Annotated in this window: 14 protein-coding genes; 4 read left to right on the top strand and 10 right to left on the bottom strand. The window is 55.1% G+C overall.

Annotated features, from left to right (window positions below):
- The 9 genes from wecB to IGW03_RS32475 form a co-directional block, all read right to left on the bottom strand.
- On the bottom strand, positions 1-519 hold a 519-nt coding region (gene wecB / locus IGW03_RS32435; RefSeq protein WP_194726604.1), incomplete at its 3' end, for a non-hydrolyzing UDP-N-acetylglucosamine 2-epimerase.
- A gap of 468 nt (positions 520-987) precedes the next feature.
- The gene (locus IGW03_RS32440) at positions 988-2,154 is read right to left on the bottom strand and encodes a nucleotide sugar dehydrogenase (RefSeq protein WP_194726605.1); all 1,167 of its coding nucleotides are present in this window, start codon (positions 2,152-2,154) and stop codon (positions 988-990) included.
- A gap of 112 nt (positions 2,155-2,266) precedes the next feature.
- On the bottom strand, positions 2,267-4,162 hold the full coding sequence (locus tag IGW03_RS32445) for a polysaccharide biosynthesis protein (RefSeq protein ID WP_194726590.1): 1,896 nt from the start codon (positions 4,160-4,162) through the stop codon (positions 2,267-2,269).
- A 443-nt stretch (positions 4,163-4,605) separates the two neighbouring features.
- The gene (gene rfaH / locus IGW03_RS32450) at positions 4,606-5,115 is read right to left on the bottom strand and encodes a transcription/translation regulatory transformer protein RfaH (RefSeq protein WP_194726591.1); all 510 of its coding nucleotides are present in this window, start codon (positions 5,113-5,115) and stop codon (positions 4,606-4,608) included.
- 427 nt (positions 5,116-5,542) lie between these two features.
- Positions 5,543-7,774 carry a polysaccharide biosynthesis tyrosine autokinase gene (locus IGW03_RS32455; RefSeq protein WP_194726592.1) on the bottom strand — a complete coding sequence of 744 codons (2,232 nt, stop codon included), beginning with the start codon at positions 7,772-7,774 and terminating at the stop codon, positions 5,543-5,545.
- 90 nt (positions 7,775-7,864) lie between these two features.
- On the bottom strand, positions 7,865-8,302 hold the full coding sequence (locus IGW03_RS32460; RefSeq protein WP_194726606.1) for a low molecular weight protein-tyrosine-phosphatase: 438 nt from the start codon (positions 8,300-8,302) through the stop codon (positions 7,865-7,867).
- Positions 8,299-9,333: a polysaccharide biosynthesis/export family protein gene (locus IGW03_RS32465; RefSeq protein ID WP_228536234.1), complete on the bottom strand. Its 1,035-nt coding sequence runs from the start codon at positions 9,331-9,333 to the stop codon at positions 8,299-8,301. Before IGW03_RS32465 ends, IGW03_RS32460 begins: the two co-directional genes overlap by 4 nt.
- Positions 9,334-10,381: 1,048 nt before the next feature.
- Positions 10,382-10,669, bottom strand: coding sequence for a FecR family protein (locus tag IGW03_RS32470; protein WP_194726594.1), 288 nt, complete (start codon positions 10,667-10,669; stop codon positions 10,382-10,384).
- Between the two features lie 343 nt (positions 10,670-11,012).
- On the bottom strand, positions 11,013-11,525 hold the full coding sequence (locus IGW03_RS32475) for a hypothetical protein (RefSeq protein ID WP_194726595.1): 513 nt from the start codon (positions 11,523-11,525) through the stop codon (positions 11,013-11,015).
- Positions 11,526-13,558: 2,033 nt separating this feature from the next.
- On the opposite strand from IGW03_RS32475, the gene IGW03_RS32480 reads away from it, so the two are divergent.
- The 3 genes from IGW03_RS32480 to IGW03_RS32490 all read left to right on the top strand — a co-directional run bounded on the left by IGW03_RS32480 (position 13,559) and on the right by IGW03_RS32490 (position 17,754).
- On the top strand, positions 13,559-14,917 hold the full coding sequence (locus IGW03_RS32480) for a replication initiation protein (protein WP_194726596.1): 1,359 nt from the start codon (positions 13,559-13,561) through the stop codon (positions 14,915-14,917).
- Between the two features lie 746 nt (positions 14,918-15,663).
- Positions 15,664-16,812: an AAA family ATPase gene (locus IGW03_RS32485; RefSeq protein ID WP_194726597.1), complete on the top strand. Its 1,149-nt coding sequence runs from the start codon at positions 15,664-15,666 to the stop codon at positions 16,810-16,812.
- A 3-nt stretch (positions 16,813-16,815) separates the two neighbouring features.
- Positions 16,816-17,754 carry a ParB/RepB/Spo0J family partition protein gene (locus IGW03_RS32490; protein WP_228536236.1) on the top strand — a complete coding sequence of 313 codons (939 nt, stop codon included), beginning with the start codon at positions 16,816-16,818 and terminating at the stop codon, positions 17,752-17,754.
- A 786-nt stretch (positions 17,755-18,540) separates the two neighbouring features.
- Here the strand turns inward: IGW03_RS32490 and tnpA are convergent.
- Positions 18,541-18,789, bottom strand: coding sequence for an IS200/IS605 family transposase (tnpA, locus tag IGW03_RS39140; protein WP_369122960.1), 249 nt, complete (start codon positions 18,787-18,789; stop codon positions 18,541-18,543).
- A 654-nt stretch (positions 18,790-19,443) separates the two neighbouring features.
- On the opposite strand from tnpA, the gene IGW03_RS39145 reads away from it, so the two are divergent.
- On the top strand, positions 19,444-20,019 hold the full coding sequence (locus IGW03_RS39145; RefSeq protein WP_194726599.1) for a transposase: 576 nt from the start codon (positions 19,444-19,446) through the stop codon (positions 20,017-20,019).
- The last annotated feature ends 1,421 nt before the right edge of the window (positions 20,020-21,440 follow it).

The following is a 21,440-nucleotide window of genomic DNA, read 5'->3' on the forward strand; positions in this document are numbered from 1 at the left end:
AGTATTGCCTGTGATATATATGTTTTTAGAAGGGACCCCTTCTGCGATTAAATTAGCGTAAGAGGATTCTGTAGGAGCAAAATGATACGAAGATATCGTTGTGGTAATTTTTCGATTCGCTTCTTCTGGCCAAGGCGAATAAATATTCCCCGTGCGTAAACCAGCTTCAATATGTGCAATTGGAATTTTTTCATAATAAGCTGAAAGTGCCGTCGCTAAAGTTGTCGTTGTATCACCGTGAACTAGTACAATATCGGGCTTAAAATCTTGCAAGACAGGCTTCATTCTAGTGATGATTGCTGCGGTGATGTCTGTTAATCCTTGCCCAGGCTTCATGATATCGAGATCATAGTAAGGTTCGATTTCAAATAAACGCATTGCCTGATCCAGCATTTGTCTATGCTGTGCTGTAACACATACCCTAGCTTGGAAGTTAGCTTGAAGGGACAAAGCTTTTACGAGAGGCGCCATCTTTATGGCTTCTGGGCGAGTACCAAATGTGACAAGAATTTTTTTCATTGAAAAATTAGATTCATTTCCGATTATTTGCAAGCTTTCTGCTTAATCTGCACCATCCTACCCACGCCATAGTCAAGTACTGATAGATGGTGACCTGAGCCACCCTGTTTTTATTGATCTATTGCAAAATTTCAAAACTTTACAATACATTTTTATGTTTGACTAATGCCAGGTTAGATGTAGCAAAGAGGGTTAATCGAAGACGGTTAATAATTCTGTAGTAATAGGGAATATTAGACAGTGCCGGAGCGTACAAGAAAGTATTGTATGACTACATAAAATAACATTTTTATTCTATGTAGTTAGGTTGATGATTCATCTCTTAATCTAGAGACTGCCTTACATCTACCGACCTCACTCCACTAACTAAATTAGGCTTTACAATTCCTATAAATACCTTTTCCACAAATTATCATCGATACTTGTATTGCGTTAGGATGGGTATCTTCGACGCTTTTCCAATGTTTTTCAGTCGGTACCAAATAAATCTCGACTATAGATTTTGTGCTTCACATCCTTGATGTCATCAATAATACGATTAGCTACAATGATGTCTGCTTCACGCTTAAAAACATCCAAGTCATTAACCACGCGTGAGTTGAAGAAAGTTTCATCTCTTAACGCTGGCTCATAAACGATCACTTCGATACCTTTAGCTTTGATGCGCTTCATGATTCCCTGCACGCTCGATGCGCGAAAGTTATCTGATCCACTTTTCATAATTAGCCGATAAATCCCGACGATTTTCGGTTTGTGTTTCAGGATACTTTGTGCAATGAAGTCCTTGCGGGTGCTATTAGCTTCTACAATCGCGTGGACAAGATTCTGAGGCACATCCTGATAATTAGCTAGCAGTTGCTTGGTATCTTTCGGCAGGCAGTAGCCGCCATAACCAAACGAAGGATTGTTGTAGTGATTTCCGATTCGTGGATCCAGGCATACGCCATCAATGATTTGTTTAGTATTCAGCTCGTGCGTTTCTGCATAGGTGTCAAGCTCATTGAAATATGCAACCCGCATTGCAAGATAAGTATTAGAAAAGAGCTTAATCGCTTCGGCTTCGGTGCTATCAGTAAATAGTACTGGCACATTTTTCTTTTGCGCACCCTGCAGTAACAAATTGGAAAAAAGGCATGCCCGCTCGGATTGCTCGCCGACTACGATACGTGATGGGTAAAGGTTGTCGTGCAAGGCTTTTCCCTCACGCAGAAACTCCGGCGAAAAGATCAAATTGGTGCATTCAAATTTCTTCCGAGCCTTGCTAGTAAAGCCAACGGGCACCGTCGATTTGATGACCATTACCGCTTTTGGATTTACCTGCATTACGCTTTGGATGACTGATTCGACGGAGCTGGTATTGAAGTAATTTGTGTCAGGATCGTAGTCGGTCGGTGTCGCGATGATCACAAACTCCGCGTCCTTGTATGCGTCATTCTTGTCGAGCGTAGCGCGAAAGTTGAGCGGCTTATTTTTTAGGTAATCTTTAATTTCTGGATCGATAATGGGTGACTGTCCGCGATTCAACTTTTCCACTTTTTCCGCGACGATATCATGCGCAACCACTTCGTTGTGCTGCGCCAGCAAAATAGCATTCGACAGACCCACATAGCCAGTACCGGCAATGGCGATTTTCATCATTATGTCCTGCTTTAATTAGATTCTTAAAATAGTTACCACACTACGATTACATTAATTTTTGAAACGCCTTATGGCTGATAATGGGTGTTATCGAGCGCCAGCGCGTTCGCTACGTACTCTGCACCATCGGCACGACCCTCGCAGCATGGAGACTCTTGCTTTCTCGCTCGACCAACTGGCTGCTCTCATCGCGCTGTTTGGCAATTTCCGGACCGTACTCGCGGACCAGCAGTTTCACACACTGCAGCATCTTGTCCCTGTTGTTTTCTTCGCATGCTGCCACCAGAGATTTGACCAGATGCTCGAGCGCGACCGCCTCCAGCTTGTGTTCGTTGGCACACATGATTCTCGGATGCGCACTGGCTGACGCGTTCTCGCCGATCAGCAGTTCCTCGTACAGCTTTTCGCCAGGACGCAACCCAATGAAGCGGATTTCAATATCCCCGCGCGGGTTGTCTTGCGTTTTTTCGGTCAGGCCGGCGGCTTCCAGCATCGAGCGCGCCAGATCGACAATCCGGACCGGCTTGCCCATGTCGAGTACGAAGACATCGCCGCCTTTGGCCATGGCTCCCGCCTGGATCACCAACTGAGCTGCTTCCGGAATCAGCATGAAATAACGAATCACATCCGGATGCGTGATCGTGATCGGCCCGCCCTGTTCAATCTGTTGCTTGAACAACGGCACCACCGACCCCGAGGAGCCCAGCACATTGCCGAAACGGACCATGCAAAAGGTGGTATCCGACAGGGTTTGCTCGGCGGCGGCTTGAAAAATCAGCTCGGCGATGCGCTTGCTGGCGCCCATGATATTGGTCGGCCGCACCGCTTTGTCCGTGGAGACCAGTACACAAGTACTGACGCCATATTGTTCGGCGGCCGCCGCAATGACTTGGGCGCCAATGACATTGTTTAGCAAACCTTCGGCGATGTTGGCTTCGACCAACGGCACGTGCTTGTAGGCGGCAGCATGATAGATGGTGTCAATCTGGGTATCGCGCAGGATGCGCTCGACCAGCCGCTTGTCACAGACCGACCCCAAATGGGCAACAATCCGTAAGCTCGGGGACACGGCATGCAGTTCACGCTGGATCGTATACAGCGCGTATTCCGAATGATCGAGCAGGTGCAGCGCCGACGGCGCCAGCGTCGCAATCTGGCGGCACAGTTCGCTGCCAATCGAGCCGCCAGCTCCAGTCACCAGTACGCTCTTGGTTTCCACGCATTGTGCAAACAGTTCAGGCTGGGGCGGCACCGGGTCGCGTCCGAGCAAGTCCTCGACCTTGAGCTCACGGATCGAACTGGTGCTGACCTTGGCCTGCGCCGGTGCAGTCAGGTCATTGAAAATCTTCACATCAATACCGACCGCGTGGATGTCATGGACCAGTTCGCGAAGGCGCGTCGCCGAGGCTGCCGGCACCGCCATCACGATCAGGTTGATCCCGTATTTCTCAGTCAGCTCGGCGAGCCGTGCGTGCGGGTACACCTTGAGTCCGGCCACCGTCTGGCCAACGAACTGGCTTTTTTCATCGAAGAAGCACACCGGGCAATAGCGCTCGTCATCCCACATCGCCCGTGCCAGTTGCGCGCCGGGCTCGGCTGCGCCATAGATGCCAACGATATGGTGGTTTTTGCGCCGGTCTTTCTGGTGCACCTTGAGCAACCGGCGTACCAGGAGGCGCGACGTGGTCACATAGGCGAACGCGATGAACCAGTAAATGACCAGCGCGGTGCGGGGCAATTGCGTGCCGCGCACCCAGTATTCGACCAGGTACGCACACAGGATGGCCACCGCCAATCCCATGCCCGTTGTCGTCAGCAAGCGCTGGTCGATGAAGCGGATGACCGCCCGATACAAGCCCGTCTTGATAAACACCGGGATGGTAATCCCCAGTACCAGCAGGTACGGCAGGCTGTCGTAATGCGTGGCGGCTTTAAAACCGCCATGCCGCAGCATCAGTGCGACAAAAAAGCACAGTGGCAGCGCGACCAGATCGGTGGCGACCATCAATCCAATCTTTTGCCAGCGCGGCAAAACAATGACCTTTTTTATGACCGTGTTTTTAACTGTTGGCATTAGGAGAAATCAAAACGGCAGACGTGGTGTTGTTGGAAGATGACTGCTTTACGTTTGTCCCATTGGCAGAGTGGCCCTCTGCTCTATTGCGATGCGCTTTTCTGAATTGGCGAGACTGGTTCACTGGGGTACGGTATCCCGCGTTCGTCTGACATTGCCACGAGCCGGCATGGTGTGCCGGGAGTGCATGTGCATTGGTCGGTTCGGTGCAAGTGCAGGTGCAGGCGTATGCGCTTGCGCTTGTTGACTACTGCGGGCTTCAGGCACGCTACCGCCCTTGGATTACCGGTCGCGTTCCAAAAAACCTGTGTGATCAGCGATAAAAACGACATGCCGAAGCGCTGGTGCCAGCGTCGGCGTCTCCTAGGGTGCTGCTACGTTGTCTTACGCAACGCTTCTATGGCAAACATCAACTTCTGTGGCTGGCTCATCAGTTCAAGCAAGACCATCGCGCGTTCGTCGCCATTGGTCATCTGATAAATGCCTTCCAGTCCGGCAAACGGACCGCTGGTAATGGTGACCGGGTCACCCGGCGTAAACAAAGGACGCGGCGGTATCGTCGGTGCATGCTGCAACGCGGCGATACAGGCATCGGGAAGCATCGCAAGTCGCTCGCCAAACGCGACGATCTTGCTCACCCCACGGGTGCTCCGGATCGGAAACCAGTTGCTGGTCACGGTGTCAAGCTGGATAAACAGGTAGCGCGAGAACAAAGGTTCGACCACGACGTCACGTTTGCCGCGACGGACCTTTTCGACGGACAGGGTCGGAAGAAAACAGCAGTAGCCCTGGTTTTCCAGCTGCTCCAGCGCCCGAAACTCTTGCTTGGGTTTCGTCTGCAGCAGGTACCACGAAGGCCCCGGGGTCGAGGGGGAACTATACATATCATCGTTACGCCTTGGTTCTCGCGATGGTGATCCATGCACGGGGTTGGGGTGCATACATCACCAGCTAACCGGCGTCTGGAAGACCATGACCATCACGGCATCCTGACACCAACTTTCGGTTGCACACGCTATTGTGACTCATCGTTGCGTTACCGTTTGCACTCGCGTCGCTTACCGCCGCGACCGCTCTAAATTCTGTAGCATTCCGGCGACATTGGCTCCGCACTGCCTGTCGACGCGACGCGTCACTCGATGATGATCATCGTCGCGGCCGCCATGTCACTGCTATCGCAGCCGGAGTATGCCCGATCCTGTAACACGAGAAATCCCATATTCATGGCATTTCCCTAATACTATTTTTTAGCAGGGATCTCGTGCTGGCTTATGATCCCTGCGACTGCAGATTTGTCACTACATACGACGTTCAATACTTGTATTGCGCATACCGGTATTTGCCATACTTCGACCCATAGCCATAGCGGCTTGCGCGTGGCTTCAAGTCATTGAAGACGATGCCGGTCACACGACTGCCCGCTTGCCGGAATCGTTTTTCGGTTTCTTCGATTTCACCGATCATGCTGATGCCACCGCGGACAATGCTGAAGATCGAACCGACATGGGGCGCGACGACCAAGGCGTCAGACACCGCCAGCACCGGCGCCGTATCGATCAGCACGATGTCATATTCACCGACCAGTGTCTCAAGCGTCGCCGCAAAATTGGGATGCGCGAGCAATTCCGCCGGACGGGGAGGCAAGTCACCGGTCGACATGAAGTCCAGCTTGTCGATCACATTCAGATAAATCGCTTTGTCCAGCGCCAGGCTGCCGGCAATCACCTCGGACAACCCGTTTTTACGTTCCAGGCCGAAGTAGCGGTGCAGATAACCTTTGCGTAAGTCGGCATCGATCAGCAACACGCGCTTGCCGACGCCGGCGAGCACGGCCGCAAAGTTGACCGAGACGAACGATTTGCCCAGGCCCGGGGTGGGGCCGGTCACCATCACGATATTGTTTTTCGCGCCCAGCATCGAGAACTGCAGCGACGTCCGGAAGCTGCGCAAGCTCTCCACCGCGACGTCCCCTGGCTCATCGTGCGCGAGCACCGAGACTTTTTTCGCTTTGCCCTGGATCTGTGTGTACAACGCTTCCTGCGCCTTGCTATGCGGGACCGTCGCACTCACGGTCAGTCCCAGCATTTCCTCGATCTCATGCGGATCATCAATGCCGCCGGACAGAGACTTGCGGACAAAGGCGCCGACCACGCCGAGGAAGGCGCCGATCAGCAATGACAGGCCGATCACGATTGCGCGCTTCGGACGGACCGGTTTGAGCGGCTTGGCAGCGCCATCGAGCAAGCGCGCATTGCCAACCTTACTGGCTTTCACCAGACGCAGCTGCTGCGCGCTATTCAGTAGCGAGGTATACAAGTCGGTATTGACTTTGACATCCCGGGTCAGGCGAAACACATCCTGCTCGGTTTCCGGCATTTTCTTGATGCGCGCATTGACCGCTTCGATATCGCTGGTGGCGGTGCGAATTTGCTGGTTCACCGCCTCGAGCAGCGGATTGCCGCTCTGGAAGCGGGACGCCAGTTCGTCACGCTTTTGCTTCAATTCCGCCAGCCGCGTCTGCGTCAGCACCGATTGTTGCAGCACCGATTTGGCTTCTTCGCCGAGATCGACGGTGCCGCGGCTGTTACGCATTGCGTTGTATTTGACTTCTGCCTGCTCAAGACTGCTCTTTAGTTCGGGCAACTGCTTTTCCAGGAAGGCCAGCGATTTTTCCGCTTCTTCCGACTTGCGGTCGACGTTTTGCCGGATGTATTCCTGGCCCAGCTCGTTGAGGATATGCGTGGTCTTGACGCGGTCGATGCCTTCGAGGGTCACCGACAGAATGCCCGACTGCTTGCCTTTTTCGGAAATCGACAAGTCGCGCTGCAGGTTTTCAATCGCTTCCAGTTTCGGATCGCGGGTCAGCGTGAATGCGGCGCCCTCCTGCGCATCCAGACGGTCCACCCGCAATTCGATGTCGCCTTCCGGGGTCGATTGCGTGACCAGCTTGCCGACCTGGCCGGTCAGTGTGATACCGGAATCCGCATGCGTCAGTTCAAAACCGTTCTTGCCGTCGGCCACCAGTTCAAAAGGCTGATTTTCCAGCGATTCCGGGACGTTGAACAGCGACACCTCGGCGCGTTCTGCGCCCCAGACATAGCCGCCCATTCCCAACAGCCCGGGCTCGGACAGCGACTTGTTACGGCTGGCAATCCAGCGCCCGATCCCAGGGAAATATTTAGGCGCAACATCGATATACAGGCGCGTGTTGTCCACCGCGCGCGAGACGACGAACCGGGAGCGCAGGATTTCCATTTCGGCGGTGGCCGCTGTTTTCAGATCGAACATCCCGGACAAGTCGCCGAGAATGTTTTTTGATGAACCGGCACTGTCCTCGACCTGGATCAGGATGTTGGCCTGGTACACCGGGGTGGCGACAAATGCATAGGCGGCACCGAGCAGGGTGACGACCGTGGCAATGGCGGCAATCAGCCACCGGTTTTCAATCAGGAAATCGAGATAACTGGCCAGGTCCAGCGCATCATCATCCTGCTCAGAAGACGTGGCGTAGCTTTGTGCCGGCGGAGGAAGAGGTTGGTTCATTGGCTAATTCAAATAGAAGTTGGCGCACATGCATTCATGCGATGGCAAACAAGTAACACCGTCATGGAAGGCGCAAGGCGACGCATGACGTCAGGCGATCTGCGCCAAGCGCTGGACAAACACTTTGACGCCGTCATCAATCAACTGGTACGCGGTCCGGAAACTATCAATGCCTTCGCGGTAGGGGTCGGCGATATCAACATTGTCGAATTCGCCGAGACGAAACACCTTGCCCCGGGATTCGACATAGGTCGACTCCACCGCCTTCTTTTGCTCGCGGTCCATCGTCAGGATCAGATCGGCTTGCCGCACCAGCTGCAATGAAATGTTTTGTGCGCGATGGGCGCTGATATCGATGCCGCGCTCGGCCATCAATTGCACCGAGAATGGGTCGGCCGGATGACCGATCAGCGCGTTCAACCCCGCCGAGCGAATCGTCTTGTTGGGCAAGGCCTGCTTCAGCAAGCCTTCGGCCATCGGGCTGCGGCAAATGTTGCCGATACAAAGGACCAGGATATTCTGCATTATCGAATCTGCCCAATCGAAGTCGCCGCAGTCGCCGCAGTCGGGATAATCAGGCTGACAATCCGGTTGAAGCGGGCCAAGCCGGACGCATCGACAAACACCACGTCGCGCGGATTGAGCTCAAAATTTTCAGCCATCGCCAGTGCGACCGGGGACTGCGCATCGAGGTTGTAGACGATCGGTTCCGCGTCGCTGGCATTGCGGATCACGTACACCTGGCGCGCCGCACTGCTGAGCTGATTGAGGCCACCGGCTTCGCCGAGGGCTTCGGTCAACGTCATGCGGCCATTTTGCATCGGCAGCGCCTTGGGTACCGTCACCTCTCCCAGCACGTAGATCTTGTTTTCATCACGACTACGGACGCGCACGACATCGCCATGCGCGAGCAGGATGCGGGACGGGTCGATGCCCTGTTTGACCAGCAGCGGCAGGTTCACCGGATACGAGACGCCGCCCCGGGTGACCACGATGTGGCTTTGGTCGCCGGTCGGCAGCACGCCGCCGGCGCGGGTCAAGCCTTCGAGCAGTGTCATAGGGACATCATCGATTGCCTGGTTACCCGGCGTTTTGACATCCCCATCAACAAAAATCTTTTTACTGCGGAAGGCGGCAACGCGCAAGGTAATGTCGGGACGCTTGATCGACTCGACCAGCCTTTCCGCCAACAGATTGCGAGCTTGCAGCTCGGTCAGCCCAGCCAGCTTGATCGCGCCGACATAAGGAAACTGGACCACGCCATTCTGGTCCACGACAAACGCCGCCGGCGTCTGCGCACCGGACGAGCTCGACAGCGCCTGGGCACCGGCGGCCGCGATATTGAGTTCAGGATGGTTCCAGACCAGAATCGACAACAGGTCGCCGTTGCCAATCACGTATGGCTGGGGCTCTGCCAACAGCGGATTGAGATTCTGATTGTATTGTTGTGCCTTGGCGGCCTTCTCCGCCTGGACCAGCTCCGGGGTAATCAGTTTGATCACCGGGGTCGGTTGCGGCCGCGCGGTGGTGCTGGGCACGCGCTTGGGGTCGAGTCGCATGCCCGATTCCATGTTCGCACAGGCGAACAACCACGGTACGAGCGCCACGACACTGATTCGTTTTACTGCAGTATTGAGGTTGCAATGCATTGCACACATTCAGCCGGTAATTCAAGTCCTGCATTCCGCGTCATGCGTGAATGACTACAACTTGGTGGTTCAGATTCAGCCAGGAAGCCAGCATCGTTGTTGTTACCCCTTCCCGGCACATTTTTCTTAATGGAAATGCGAAAACAGGTTGGATTATACAGGCCACCAATAGTCGATGTCGCGCTTTTCGTAGCGGAACGTCGCGAATTGGGCATTGATTTTTATCAGGATTTTAAGATCGCACCGGTTAGCATTCCTGCTGCGTGACGTATTGGCATGTCCATTCATTATCAGGCTCGATGATGCCTCGAGCCGCAGTGCGCCGTCGCCGGGTGCAGCACGACCATGCTGCTGGACGAGGCGTTACGCGTTGCTTGACACCGCGCGCCTGCTGGTCATGACTGCCTCGGCACGGCGCAGCCTGTCGCATCGTCCCACGCTATCGGACCTTGCAATCAATGTCGCTGGCCGGAGCGCCATGGGTTTCGGTTGGCTGCGACCCGGCGCTTATAGAGAACGCTGACGGTGTCTCACCCCGAATTCCCGGATGATTAGGCATGATCACCGGTGCTTGTGTTTGGTTGAACGCATACCCGAACTGGCCCGCCCCGAGCTGGCTGGCGCCGCCGCTATTGGCGAGCTCGATCATCCCGTCGCTCACCTGGACATACAAGCCGGGTGCGCAACTTTGGCTGGCCTGAGGTATTGGCGCGGGGTGTTGCGCCACCCGTACTGGTAGGATCGTCAACGGTATCGGCTGCATCGGCATATCCGACATCGCCTGTACGCCAGATGGACAGGAAGTCGCAGTCCACGCGGCCAGGCTGGCGGACCGGTACGCCGCCAGTTCCGGCTGTGATGGCGGATATACTCGGTGATAAAAATGGGGCCGCGTATGCCGATGGTCGTCGGCATGTCATGCTAAACCGCTCGCGGTTGCACTTGCCAAGAAGCCCGGTCATCGCGCGCAGGCCACCTTTGACCAGGTTGTCATGAACCGGGAGTTCGGCTTCAGGGTCATTTCGCTCTGGTCAGTGAATTTGATCCGGACGTCGGGAGCCTTTTCACTGAGTAGTGTATCGCCCTCTTCCCCATTGGACTTCAGGAGCAGCACTTTCACCGTGCCATTGGCTTTCTTGACCAGCAACACACCGCTCAGGTGCGTGACCCTGCCTGCGGCCGGCGCAGCATATGCCAGCGCCGACCACAATAACGTGGCAAGAAGAACGGGTGCCTTAAGTTGCAATACATCTTTTTTGCGGGGTCATTCTTCGTTACTCCGGTGTCCTCGGGACCGGTTGTTGTCTTTTGATCGTCTTTCACACTGTCTTCGGTATCGGCTTTGCCAGACGACCAGCTGTCAGTGTCAACGGCGCTGGTCGTCGATGTGCCTACTCCCTCCTGTGAGGACGAGGAGGCTGTTGATGCATAGGGCGTTGACGATGTTGTGGTCACGATCAGGTTAGTCGTAGGATTGACCGTCCCGGCGATCGCCTGGGTGGCATGCTCCGACACCGGACCAGGACTCGGGCTCGGCCCGGCGTCCGGCGTGATCGATCCCGACGCCGTTTCCATGTCGCTGTTGCCCGTCAGCGGACTACGCAATGATGTTGATGGCGCCTTGTCCACACTGGATCGTCGCGGCGGCCACGGTAATGCCCCCGTGCCTGGATATGGTGATCCAGCCGGTACTCGCCATACCCCCGGTCTGCCGGATGTCGCCCAGCGAGCCCACACCACGACTTGGTGATGTCAATATCGCCGGTCAGTCCAGAGTTTTGCGCTGCCTTCGCTGCGGTATGGGCATGCAACCCAATGTAGTCGCGAGCGCTCGCGGTCACGCTGCCATTGAAAACGACACCATCGGCGGCGCGAACAATTGCACCGCGCGCGTCAGTGAGGGTCACACCTTGTTGTGTCTCTGTATAGATTGCAACACCGGTACTGCCCCGGGTTGCGGTGCCCGTGGCGCCGAGCTGCAGGTCCCCTTTGGTCACGCGCAGCGTCACCGAACCATTGGAGTTAATTAAAATAAAACTTGTGTTGAATGCGCGATGTCCCATAGATATGGGAGGCCTTTGTTGGTTGTTTGCCGCATTCATCGGGTGCACGTTGGCCCGACAATGTACCCAACGCCAACTCAACTGGGCTGGATCGCCTGGCTCAGGCATGGCGCACCGGCAGAGCGGCATCCAGGTTGCGCTGCGAACGACTGGGTCGTATCAACAATGGTACAAGCCAATGCGGGCACATCGATGACGATGGAACCGTTTTCAGTAGACGCGTTGTGCCGGAAAATTGATACCAGGCCAGGCAAGGCGTCTTGGATGGTCGATGTTGGCTCAGCGTGGGTTCTAGCAACCGTCTGGAGCATCGCTCGTGAGCGGTTCAGGCACCGTCGCGCATCGCTTCATACCGGACAATTAGACTGCCAGAGTGTCGGATAGACGATGGCTGATGGAGCGCTATACGCTGCGCGCTTCCCCGGCTCAGTCTTGAAAATAGTATTTGATGGCCACATCGGTGAGCAGGGCGGGAACAGTCGCAGTGCCATGCAACGGTGAGCCTCACAGGAACAACTCACCTTTCACGACGGATCGCCGGGTTGCCTCAGGTTGGAAGCTAAGGTGAGCACGACAGGAACGGCTCACCGATCGCTGACGATTGAAACACATGCACGGCCACTGATTGGGTGCTACGAAGGCAAATGCACGGCGGCTGCGTAGGCAACGGTGAGCGCGACAGGAACAACTCACCTTTACGACAGGAAAATCCGGGACGGCTGGTGATCGGAAATCGATGATCGGGTGCTGGACTGCCTGTCACACGCAACGAACGGTGAGCACAACAGGAACGCTTCACCTTTCCTGGAAAGGTGAGCGACACAGGAACAGTGACGATCCAGCGAAAAGTGAGTGCTACAGGAACGATTCACCTTTGCTGATGCTGGGTGCGCGGTCTTCCCAGCGAGGGGATGGTGACTTTTTACCCGTGCGCGCCCATTGGATGTAGGTGCTTACTTGGTGTGTAGCCTTGACTTGTCTGCAGGTCTGTCAGAATAGCCACTTGGACGAAGTGATATATCCAAATCTTCCCTTCATGTGATAGTGGGCACTGACTGAGTACCCACCAGAAAAAGGTGAGCAGTTCCCGACGGCCTCACCGGTGCCAATAGTCTGAAGCGTAGTTCCTGTTGAGCTCACCTTTTACGGTCCCGAAATGAACCCATTTCCCTTGACCTGTTCCTGTGGCGCTCACCGTGGGTCGATCGGCGCAGATTTGCAGGAAGTTTGCCGGATCGCATCGCGAGCGTATTCTGTATCCATACCAACGGTGAGCACGACAGGAACGCTCACCGCAATGACGGCATCCCGGACGAAACAATGCGCAGAGTGCGTAGCATGACCATACGTTCCTGTGGAACTCACCGTACGCGCAACATCCTGATTTATATACCCAAGGCGGCGAAATGGCGAATGTCGTCTACCCGATTTCCTGTCGAACTCACCGCAATATCATTGTCATTTCTGGAGGGCATGATCCCGCATGATCCCATCCGCAGTCCCTGTTCCTGTATCGCTCACCGTTCATAGGGAAGAAATTGTGCACACACGGCAGACAGGCGTAGAGCCATCGCATCAGGTCTTGCGTTGTCGGCAGTTCTTGAAAAGGCTTGCCAAGAAAGCGGGCATTCTGTTGAGATCGAGGATGGATGAATGCACACTGTTTGTGTTTGCGTAGTCCCGATAACCGGTTTTTTTGGTAGTTCTCAAAGAACCACTGCCTTTGAGGGTTTTTTAAAAGGTAAACACTTGTAAACCTTAACTACCTTTAAGGAACGGCGCAAACCCGCATGGCTATTGACGTTGCGCCTGTTGACGTGAGCCCCGCGGGAACAGGGGTGACGGCGGCCGGGAACACCGGTGACTGTTTACAGGATCATGCGCCGATGAGGTGACGATCTACGGGATCAGGGGTGAGTGGACTCGGGAAGATGCGCATGATTGTGGTGAGCGCTGCGGGAAGTGATCATGGTGAGTGCTGCGGGAACATGGGCGAGCGGTGAGGAATAAGTTGCTGTAAGTTCACCAATCAGGCAATATGTGCTTGGTTCAGGGCTTCTTCATGTATTGCAATGGCAAACAAAAAGAAAAATGCGTTACCGATGGTGGCGACCGTCGACGAGGGGGAAACTGGAGGGCCTGATTCGATCGTTGAATTCAGAAAGGCCAATGACAGCATCGGGTTGAGGGTGGTCGAGGGGCAGTTCAGCCTGTTATCGCGCAAGCTTTACAATGTGTTTATCTCGTCGGCGCAAAAACAGCAGCGTCCGGGCGTCAATGCCCCGACCGATGACCCGTCTGCAGAATCGTACTTCTGGATCCCGTTGCAGGAAGTCGTCAAGGATGCAAAGTACAATTCGAACGACTACGAGACGTTGAAAGCGCATGCCAACGAGTTGCAGAACATTCGCGTTGAAGCGGAAAATTCACGGATGTGGACCAGTGAGCGGCTGCTGTCAGGCGTCAAAATATTTAATTCGCATGGCTTGAAAAGTAAGGGCGGCACGGTATGGCTGGGCTTTTCCTTTCCTCCGGAAGTGCTGCAGATGGTCCTCAAGCCCACCGTCTATACGCGCTTTAGTCTGTGGTATCAAACCCAGTTGCGCACGGCGTCGAGTCTGGCGTTGTATGAAGTCTGCCGGCGATATGCGTCAAGTCCGTCGCATGTCACCAATCGCGGCAAGTGGGAAGGCTGGTATTACACGATCACCGGTACCGCGACGACGGACAAGAATATCCCCGAGTACAAATATTTCAAGCGTGATCACCTGGTCAAATCGATCACGGAAATCAATACCATCACCGATATCAATGTCGAGCTGCTCGAGTTCAAGGAAGGACGGCGTGTGGCGGAAATCCAGTTCAAGGTGCACCTGAAGGCACAGGGGACCTTTGAGCTGCCTTCGGTACCGATCATCAATACGGAAATGATTGATCGCATCGTCGCACTTGGCGTGTCGAGAGATGAAGCCACGCAGATCTATTCGACCTATGATGAAGCCAGCGTGAAGGCGCATCTCGAACTGGTCGAGACGCGGCAAAAGCAATCCAATACGCAACCGCTTGGTTCCCCCGCCGCGTACTTCAAAACCGCAATCAAGAATGGCTATGCGAATGGCAAGCCGAGTGTCGTCGCGGAGCCAGTCCCGCCTGCACCGGCCAAGAAAAAGAAAAGCCTGCGGGAACGCTTCATGATCGCGCGGGCCAAGGACGCGCTGGAGCACTATCAAAAGCTGTCCTTCGAAGAACAGCAACCGTTGTTCAATGCCTTTGCCGACAGCGCCGACAAGTCGCTCAAGCCGTACTTGAAAAAAGGACTGGAGATGGCGCTGGTGCGCAATGCATTCGGAGATTGGTTGGCAACGACGTTGTGGGGGCAGCCGAGTGACTCGCAAATTCTCGATTTTCTGGAATCGGAAACCGACGAATGAGTCGATGACGGCGCTTCACCTCTGCGCGTCCGGCATTGCGCGGTGGCCTGCGCGGGAAGGACTGACGTGTCTGGCGATGGTCAATCATCGCACCTTCGTGTGCGGTCACCCTGGTTCCATCCCAGAGCCCTGCTAGCCGGATCAGGGAACAACTGCAGCGGCATCGCCGCCTGCGTTGGCTCGCGCGGAAATCGACGTCGTCGTCGCTCAATGCATCGGGCCTGATATGGCCAGCGCTAGGACCATTCCCCGACAGTCGCTCGCCGTCCGACGACGAGCAGGTCTGGTTCTGCTCACGCGATGGTAACCACGATGAGGGCACCGCACGTGTGCTCTGCATGCCCTCTTGACCAGTCCGCGTCACATGCCAGAAGACTTGGTCCACGCGCGGCAGGGGTGAACACGCTGGGTACCAGACGATCGGCGACTTGGCGAGCGATGGCGGTCCTGATGATATGTTGCTTCATGCTGTCGCCCTCTGCATGACATAGGCCAAGCATTGATGACGTGCTCGCCCATAGGACGCCGCCTTGTAGGTCATGGCAAGAGCGCTCTGGTGATCGCGCTTCGCTGGCACCGTCGGCTGCAACCGACACCTATGCACAATGTGAAGCGGGAATGGACTGGTCGTATTTGGTAGGCTAAATCAATATAAACGGGGTTTTACCCTACCAATGCGTCTTGACAAGGATTGAGTGAGCGTTGAGAATGTCGATGCTAGTTCAATTGTTTGTTCAGGAGCGTTGATGCGATCCACCTTCGCGTTGCAAGACGAAGTCATCTACCGCCTCAAAGCCGTGGCGGCGCTGCTTCATGTGTCGGAAAATACGTTGCGCAATCATTTGCGTGACAGCGGGCTGGAAATCCAGCGCGCGAACCGAAAAAATCCGGCCTCGCCCGCAGTGCGCCTGTTCAGCATTGGTGATGTATTTCGCCTGGCCCAGTGGCGGCGTGAACAAGAGTTGATCAAGAAAGTGGCCTCGTCCCCGATCGTGATTGCGGTGGATCTGATCAAGGGTGGAGTCGGTAAATCGACGACGGCCGGTGAAGTCGGCATTCAGCTGGCATTGCAAGGTTATCGGGTATTAATGATTGACCTCGATGTGCAGTCGAATCTGACGCAGCTATTGGGCTATGAAAGTGACTTGACGGTGGATGAAGCCGCGGAGCATGACTTGCATCCGGACGCAATCGTGACGGGCACGTTCGCGACCATCTGCACCCAGTTCATGGACAGCAAGAATGGGCGCGGGACCAAGTTGCAAGATGTCTCCTCCCTGATTAAGCATCCATTCGGGCCGGCAGGACCGGCCTTGATTGCATCAGACACCTTCCTCGGGGACCTGGAACAAGCGTTCACCTATGCCAAGGGCAACCGGGAACTGGTGTTTCGCCAGTTATTCCACGAGTCGGCGGCAGGTCATATTCCCGGGTTCAACGTGGCCGAGTATGATTTCGTGATTTTCGACTGCCCGCCTTCGATTTCGTTTTCATCGACCAATGCGATTGCCGCCGCCGACATCATCTTGGCGCCGATCCGCATGGATTCGTTTGCGGTCAAGGGGTTATCGCGGCTGGTATCGGAAATCAATGGCTTGCGGGAGCGCTCGCCGGAAATTCGCCCGCAGCTGCTGATCCTGCCCACCCACTATTCGACGAATATTCGGCGCGTCTCCCGGATGCAGCAGCAGTTACAGGCCTACAAGGATAACTTGTCGCCGACCGTCATCTCGTCGAGCGAGCTCTTTCCGAAAACCCAGGAAAATTATCTGCCATTGACATTGCAACAGCCAACGGCAGCGCCGGTGGCTGAATACCGGCTGTTCACCGAATTTTTGCTGACGGTAGCGGCAAAGGTCAAAGGTAAAACGTCTGTGCGCGCAATGGAGTCCTGATTGATGAAACAACGCTTAACCCCGCAAATGCCGCTGGCGGCGCTGAAAAGCTTTAATGAAGACGTCGTCCACCCGGCCGAGAAAGCGCAGCTTGATTCCCATACCACTGTCACGACAGAGGCAACGGGACCGTCGCCGTTGCCAGATCGGGAAGAAGTGCGCATCATTCCGATTAATTTGATCGATAAAAGCCCGCATCAGCCACGCATGATCTTTGACCCGGAGGCTGTCGATGCACTGGCGGCTTCGATCAAGGAAGCCGGGTTGATGTCACCCATTAGCGTACGTCAGCTCGCCAATGGCCGCTATGAACTTATCGGTGGAGAGCGCCGCATGCGCGCTCTTGAAAGCCTCGGTCGAAAAGAGATCACCGCGTATGTCAAGATAGGGATGTCGGACATTGAGGCCGCCATTGGCGCTTTGGCTGACAACGAGGCCAAGGCGGGCCTCTGTGATTATGAACGCGGCAAAGCGTATCAGCGTGCGTTATCGATGCCCGACCCGGTTGATGGTAGCCCGCTGACGCAGCGCGTCCTGGCGCGGCGGATTGGTGTGTCGGATGCGACGATAAGCCGCTGCCTGGCTTTTTTTGACTTGCCAGCCGAAGGCATTGCGTTGCTCGATGAACGTCCGAACTTGATCGGCGCAAAAAATGCCGCCAGCCTGGTCAAGCTGACCAAGCAGGGCCATGGGACCATCGCTGTCCAGGCACTGCACCGCATCAAGGACGGCGTGTCCGAGCAGGGAGCGGTAAACTGGGCCATAGCCCAGGTCAACCGGCTGCACCAGACACCCCGACCGGTCGTACCCTTCACTTTGCATGGCGTGCATATCGCTGACATCAGCACCGATGGGGTAAAGGTCGTGATTACTTGTAAAAACGGGTTTAGTCCCGATGACATGATTGCACGGATCCAAACCTTGACTGAGGCCGCTGAATAACTGCAACGGTTTTCACCGTGAAAATCAAAGGGGCGGTCGACATCAAAGCCGCTTGCTGACGCACTGAAAGGTCTACTGGCTGCACCCGGTGGCGAACCACCTGTACGACACAGGTTGTGCGTCATAGGTACCGATATTTACCGTCATCGCAAACAGGAGCCGCTCAGCAAAAGTGGGGGTTGCGACTTCAGTGTATAAACTCATGCGGCATGCTCAACCTGGCAGAGACAGCGCGGGCATCGTATTGAAACGCGTCGGCGTCTTGGGCTTTGCCCAGTAGCGCAGCTGCCTAAACAGGTGAAGTGAGAGCGAGGCGTCAACAGCCTGTCTCACCGGAATGCCCGAACAGCATCGGCCTGGACGGCTTGTCCTCGTCTGCAAGCTTTGCCGATGAAAGAGCCCTGGAAGCGTGGACAGCATGGGTGCCACCCACGGCAGATGGTTTGCCAGCCAAGCTCACCGTCGCTGGTGCAAGCCAGGAAGCCGCCAAGCTTTGCTATTCTGCCCCAGAAGGTGTAGCTCGCCAGATCAGGGCATCCCTGGTCGAGCAACCTGGGAAGGAAGTCCGGCGTGTCATGGTCAACGACCTCCTCTACCGGTCTTTCGGGACCTTTGAGGACCACTGTCGCGACTGGTTCAGCCGAACTGCCGTCACGGAAAGCAAGCTGAGCAGTCGCTTTATCGCGTCGCCGTCTTGCAGTGGCGAGCGCTCGATTCAAAGAAAGTCGCCGGGAATTCCCCTAAGCTTTAGCCGGGGGATAAGAGGCGACCACTGCTCACCTCGGATCATGTTCGTTGGCACTCCATGATGTACCGACGAATCACCTCCGCGTTCACCTGACCCGCTGTGCCAACGTAATAGGCGCTGGTCCAGAGTTGAGCCTGGCCAGTCGCCTTGGCCAGCGCCGGAAACTGCGCGCGGACCTTCTTGGAACGATGCCCGTTCAATAACCCGACGATTTTTGATGGACTGTCCTTCGGTGGTGCTGATACGAAGAAGTGTATGTGATCGACATCTGTCTCCAGGGCCAGCAAGTTGAAGCCGTGAATTTAGCAGCATTCGACGATGGCACGCATGATGGCGACCTCGACCTCGCCGACCAGAATCCTACGCCGGTATTTCGATATCCAAACGAAGTGATAGGCGATCTGATAATGCGCCCATCGTGCTTTACCGGTGTGTAGGGTAGGGTTCTTGGGTCGATAATACCCGCCATGTCCGAGCCAACGCAAACTGTCAGCATCCATTGCTTGACGGCATCTTCTGCGGGGTGCGTGTCGCCCGTGAAGGACAGATAGAGGCTGGCAAGGTGTGGATGATTTGTCGCGACGAACTAAAGCGCGCCATTGCAGAACGCGACAAATGGCCCACTCGCGACTGCCTGCAAAAACTGGTCAAGGGCGGGTTCGCGTTGCACTCCCCGTCCGCGCAGATGCTGTGCCACGCATTCCTGGCCAATGTAGACACTACCACCCGGCTACGCAAGGCCGGAAGGAACGAGATGCGGTATCTCTACAAGGATAAGACCTTCTACCCCCTGATGTGGCCTAAGCAGGTCATGTGCATTAAAGGCAATAAAGTCATCCTCCCCAAGGGCCGCGGGCGCGCTTCGCTCGTCCAGGACCGCCCTGACTGGCTGACCGAAAAGGCTGCCTGTAAGCTGGTGTGGACCCGTACTGGCTATGGAAATGCACATCACAATCGAAACGCCGGTCGAGGAAAACGTCGAAGGCGATGTCCACGCCACCGTAGACCTTGGGCAGATCCACCAATGCACGGTGACAACGACTACAGGAAAAGGCTTGATCGTGTCCGGTCGCGGGATCCGGGCGGAGAAGCAGCGGGCGTCGAAGATGCACGGTTCGCTGGCGGCGAAGATGGCGTGTTGCAAGAAAGGCTCCCGTCGCTACAAGCGCTTGCAAAAGACTCGTAATACCCGTGCGGGTCGATCCGCACGGCGCATTCGCGACCTGACGCATAAAGGCACGCGGCAGGGGGTCGACTTCTGCAAGCATCACGGGGTGTCATCCCTATTTCTTCACAACGCATGCGCTGTGTACCTGTTTGGCGTGGCGCTGAACAGCGTCGGTTCTCTAGCCTTTTCTGATCCCTCCCCTTTGCATGGCCAAGCCGACTCATCGCCAGCGTCTGCCAGCTCCACAGCAAGGGTGGAATGCTCGACTATTCCATGTTCTGGATCGGCGCCAAGGCACCCCCTAGTGCGCATAGCGCATCCGGTAAAATCGAGTGCTGTTGCGTCCTGAATAAATGCGACTGGGCTGACACGCGACTCGGTGGAGATGCGTGTTTGACGCTGGTGGTGGCGATTCCATCCGCCATGGGTGCAGACAGCGGCGGAGGAAACCGATAAGCCGCGTTCAAGTCGCCCCAATAATATCGATGTGAAGGCTGTTGTTCGCCCGGGTGTCTTGCAATGCGGTTGTCTATCGCAGGTGCACGGGTGCACTTGTACTTGGTGAGTCTCTACCGCTGCCCGGTGTTGCGGTACTCATCTAATGCCTGAGGACATTTTTCAGTGGCATCCGGCTCTCAGTCTATATGTCAGTATGCAAGACACGATGCATTGAGGATAATGACCGCGCATATCACCCGGGATGCGGCTTTTGTTCGATGCACCCGCCGGAATTTTCACGGTGAAAATCTGGTAGTGATTTATCGTTTGAGCTAGAGAAGGAATCTCAACGGGGTGACTACGTCATTTTGCTAATTCCAAGGCTCTCCTAGCAGGCTCTGTTTTGTTACGATCGCACTGAGTGTGTTCGTTTTATCACTGGAGTCGTTCTGGCAGCCATGGACATTGTTGTTCAACATCAAATGTATATCGACAACAGCCGTTGTTTGGACATCGGATATATACACAAGCACAAGGATAGAATGCACTGGTAAACGTCGGAGCATACCGGCTTGGCAGACAACGGAATCGTCTTTGGCCTTCATTCTCACTGCATGTGTCGTGCCTGTTGGAATTGGCGGCAATTTTCACCGTGAAAAATAGACAGGGCTCGTTGTCACTCACCACTTATCGACGTACGTTGCTGCCTTGCTTCTTGACTGCTCGACTTACCGGTGCCCTGTTTTTCGTTTCCCGCCAGCCGCATAGTTAAGCATCGCGCCGCTAAGGATACCTACTGGATTGATCGAGCAATGCACATTCCTAAACCGAATGGAATAGACTCCGATACACAAGTGGGCGAATTTCCCACCTTGGGAGCAGTAAGCCTAAAGATATAGAGCAAAGCTTTGCTCGATGTTGTCATCATGGCCGGCAGTTGCTGGTCGCAACGCACGCGACGGAATAGGAGCTCGAATGGGGGCACCTTCGCCCAGCCAGCGGTGGAATAGAAAGCTCAGTACGTAACTCAATAGGCCCAGCGAACAACACGATAAGCGAGAACGACGCCAAATTCGCTTCATCTATCGCATCAAGCAGTTGGTGTCATTGATGCTGAGGACGACTCAGGCAGCAACATATCAGTACCCCTTGGATAGCGTGATAAATATCTCTACTCACGATAGTACTGTTCGCCGGCCAAACCACGCACTTACTTGGGTTGGGTTAAGGGGCGAGCGGACCATCGTATTCGTTTGTTCGCGCGCGTAGAAAGTCTCCGCCATCGTATCAACGGAATTTTCACCGTGAAAATTAGCTTTACGTCGAACCGCA

Source organism: Noviherbaspirillum malthae (genome assembly GCF_015352985.1).
Lineage (GTDB): Bacteria > Pseudomonadota > Gammaproteobacteria > Burkholderiales > Burkholderiaceae_D > Noviherbaspirillum > Noviherbaspirillum malthae.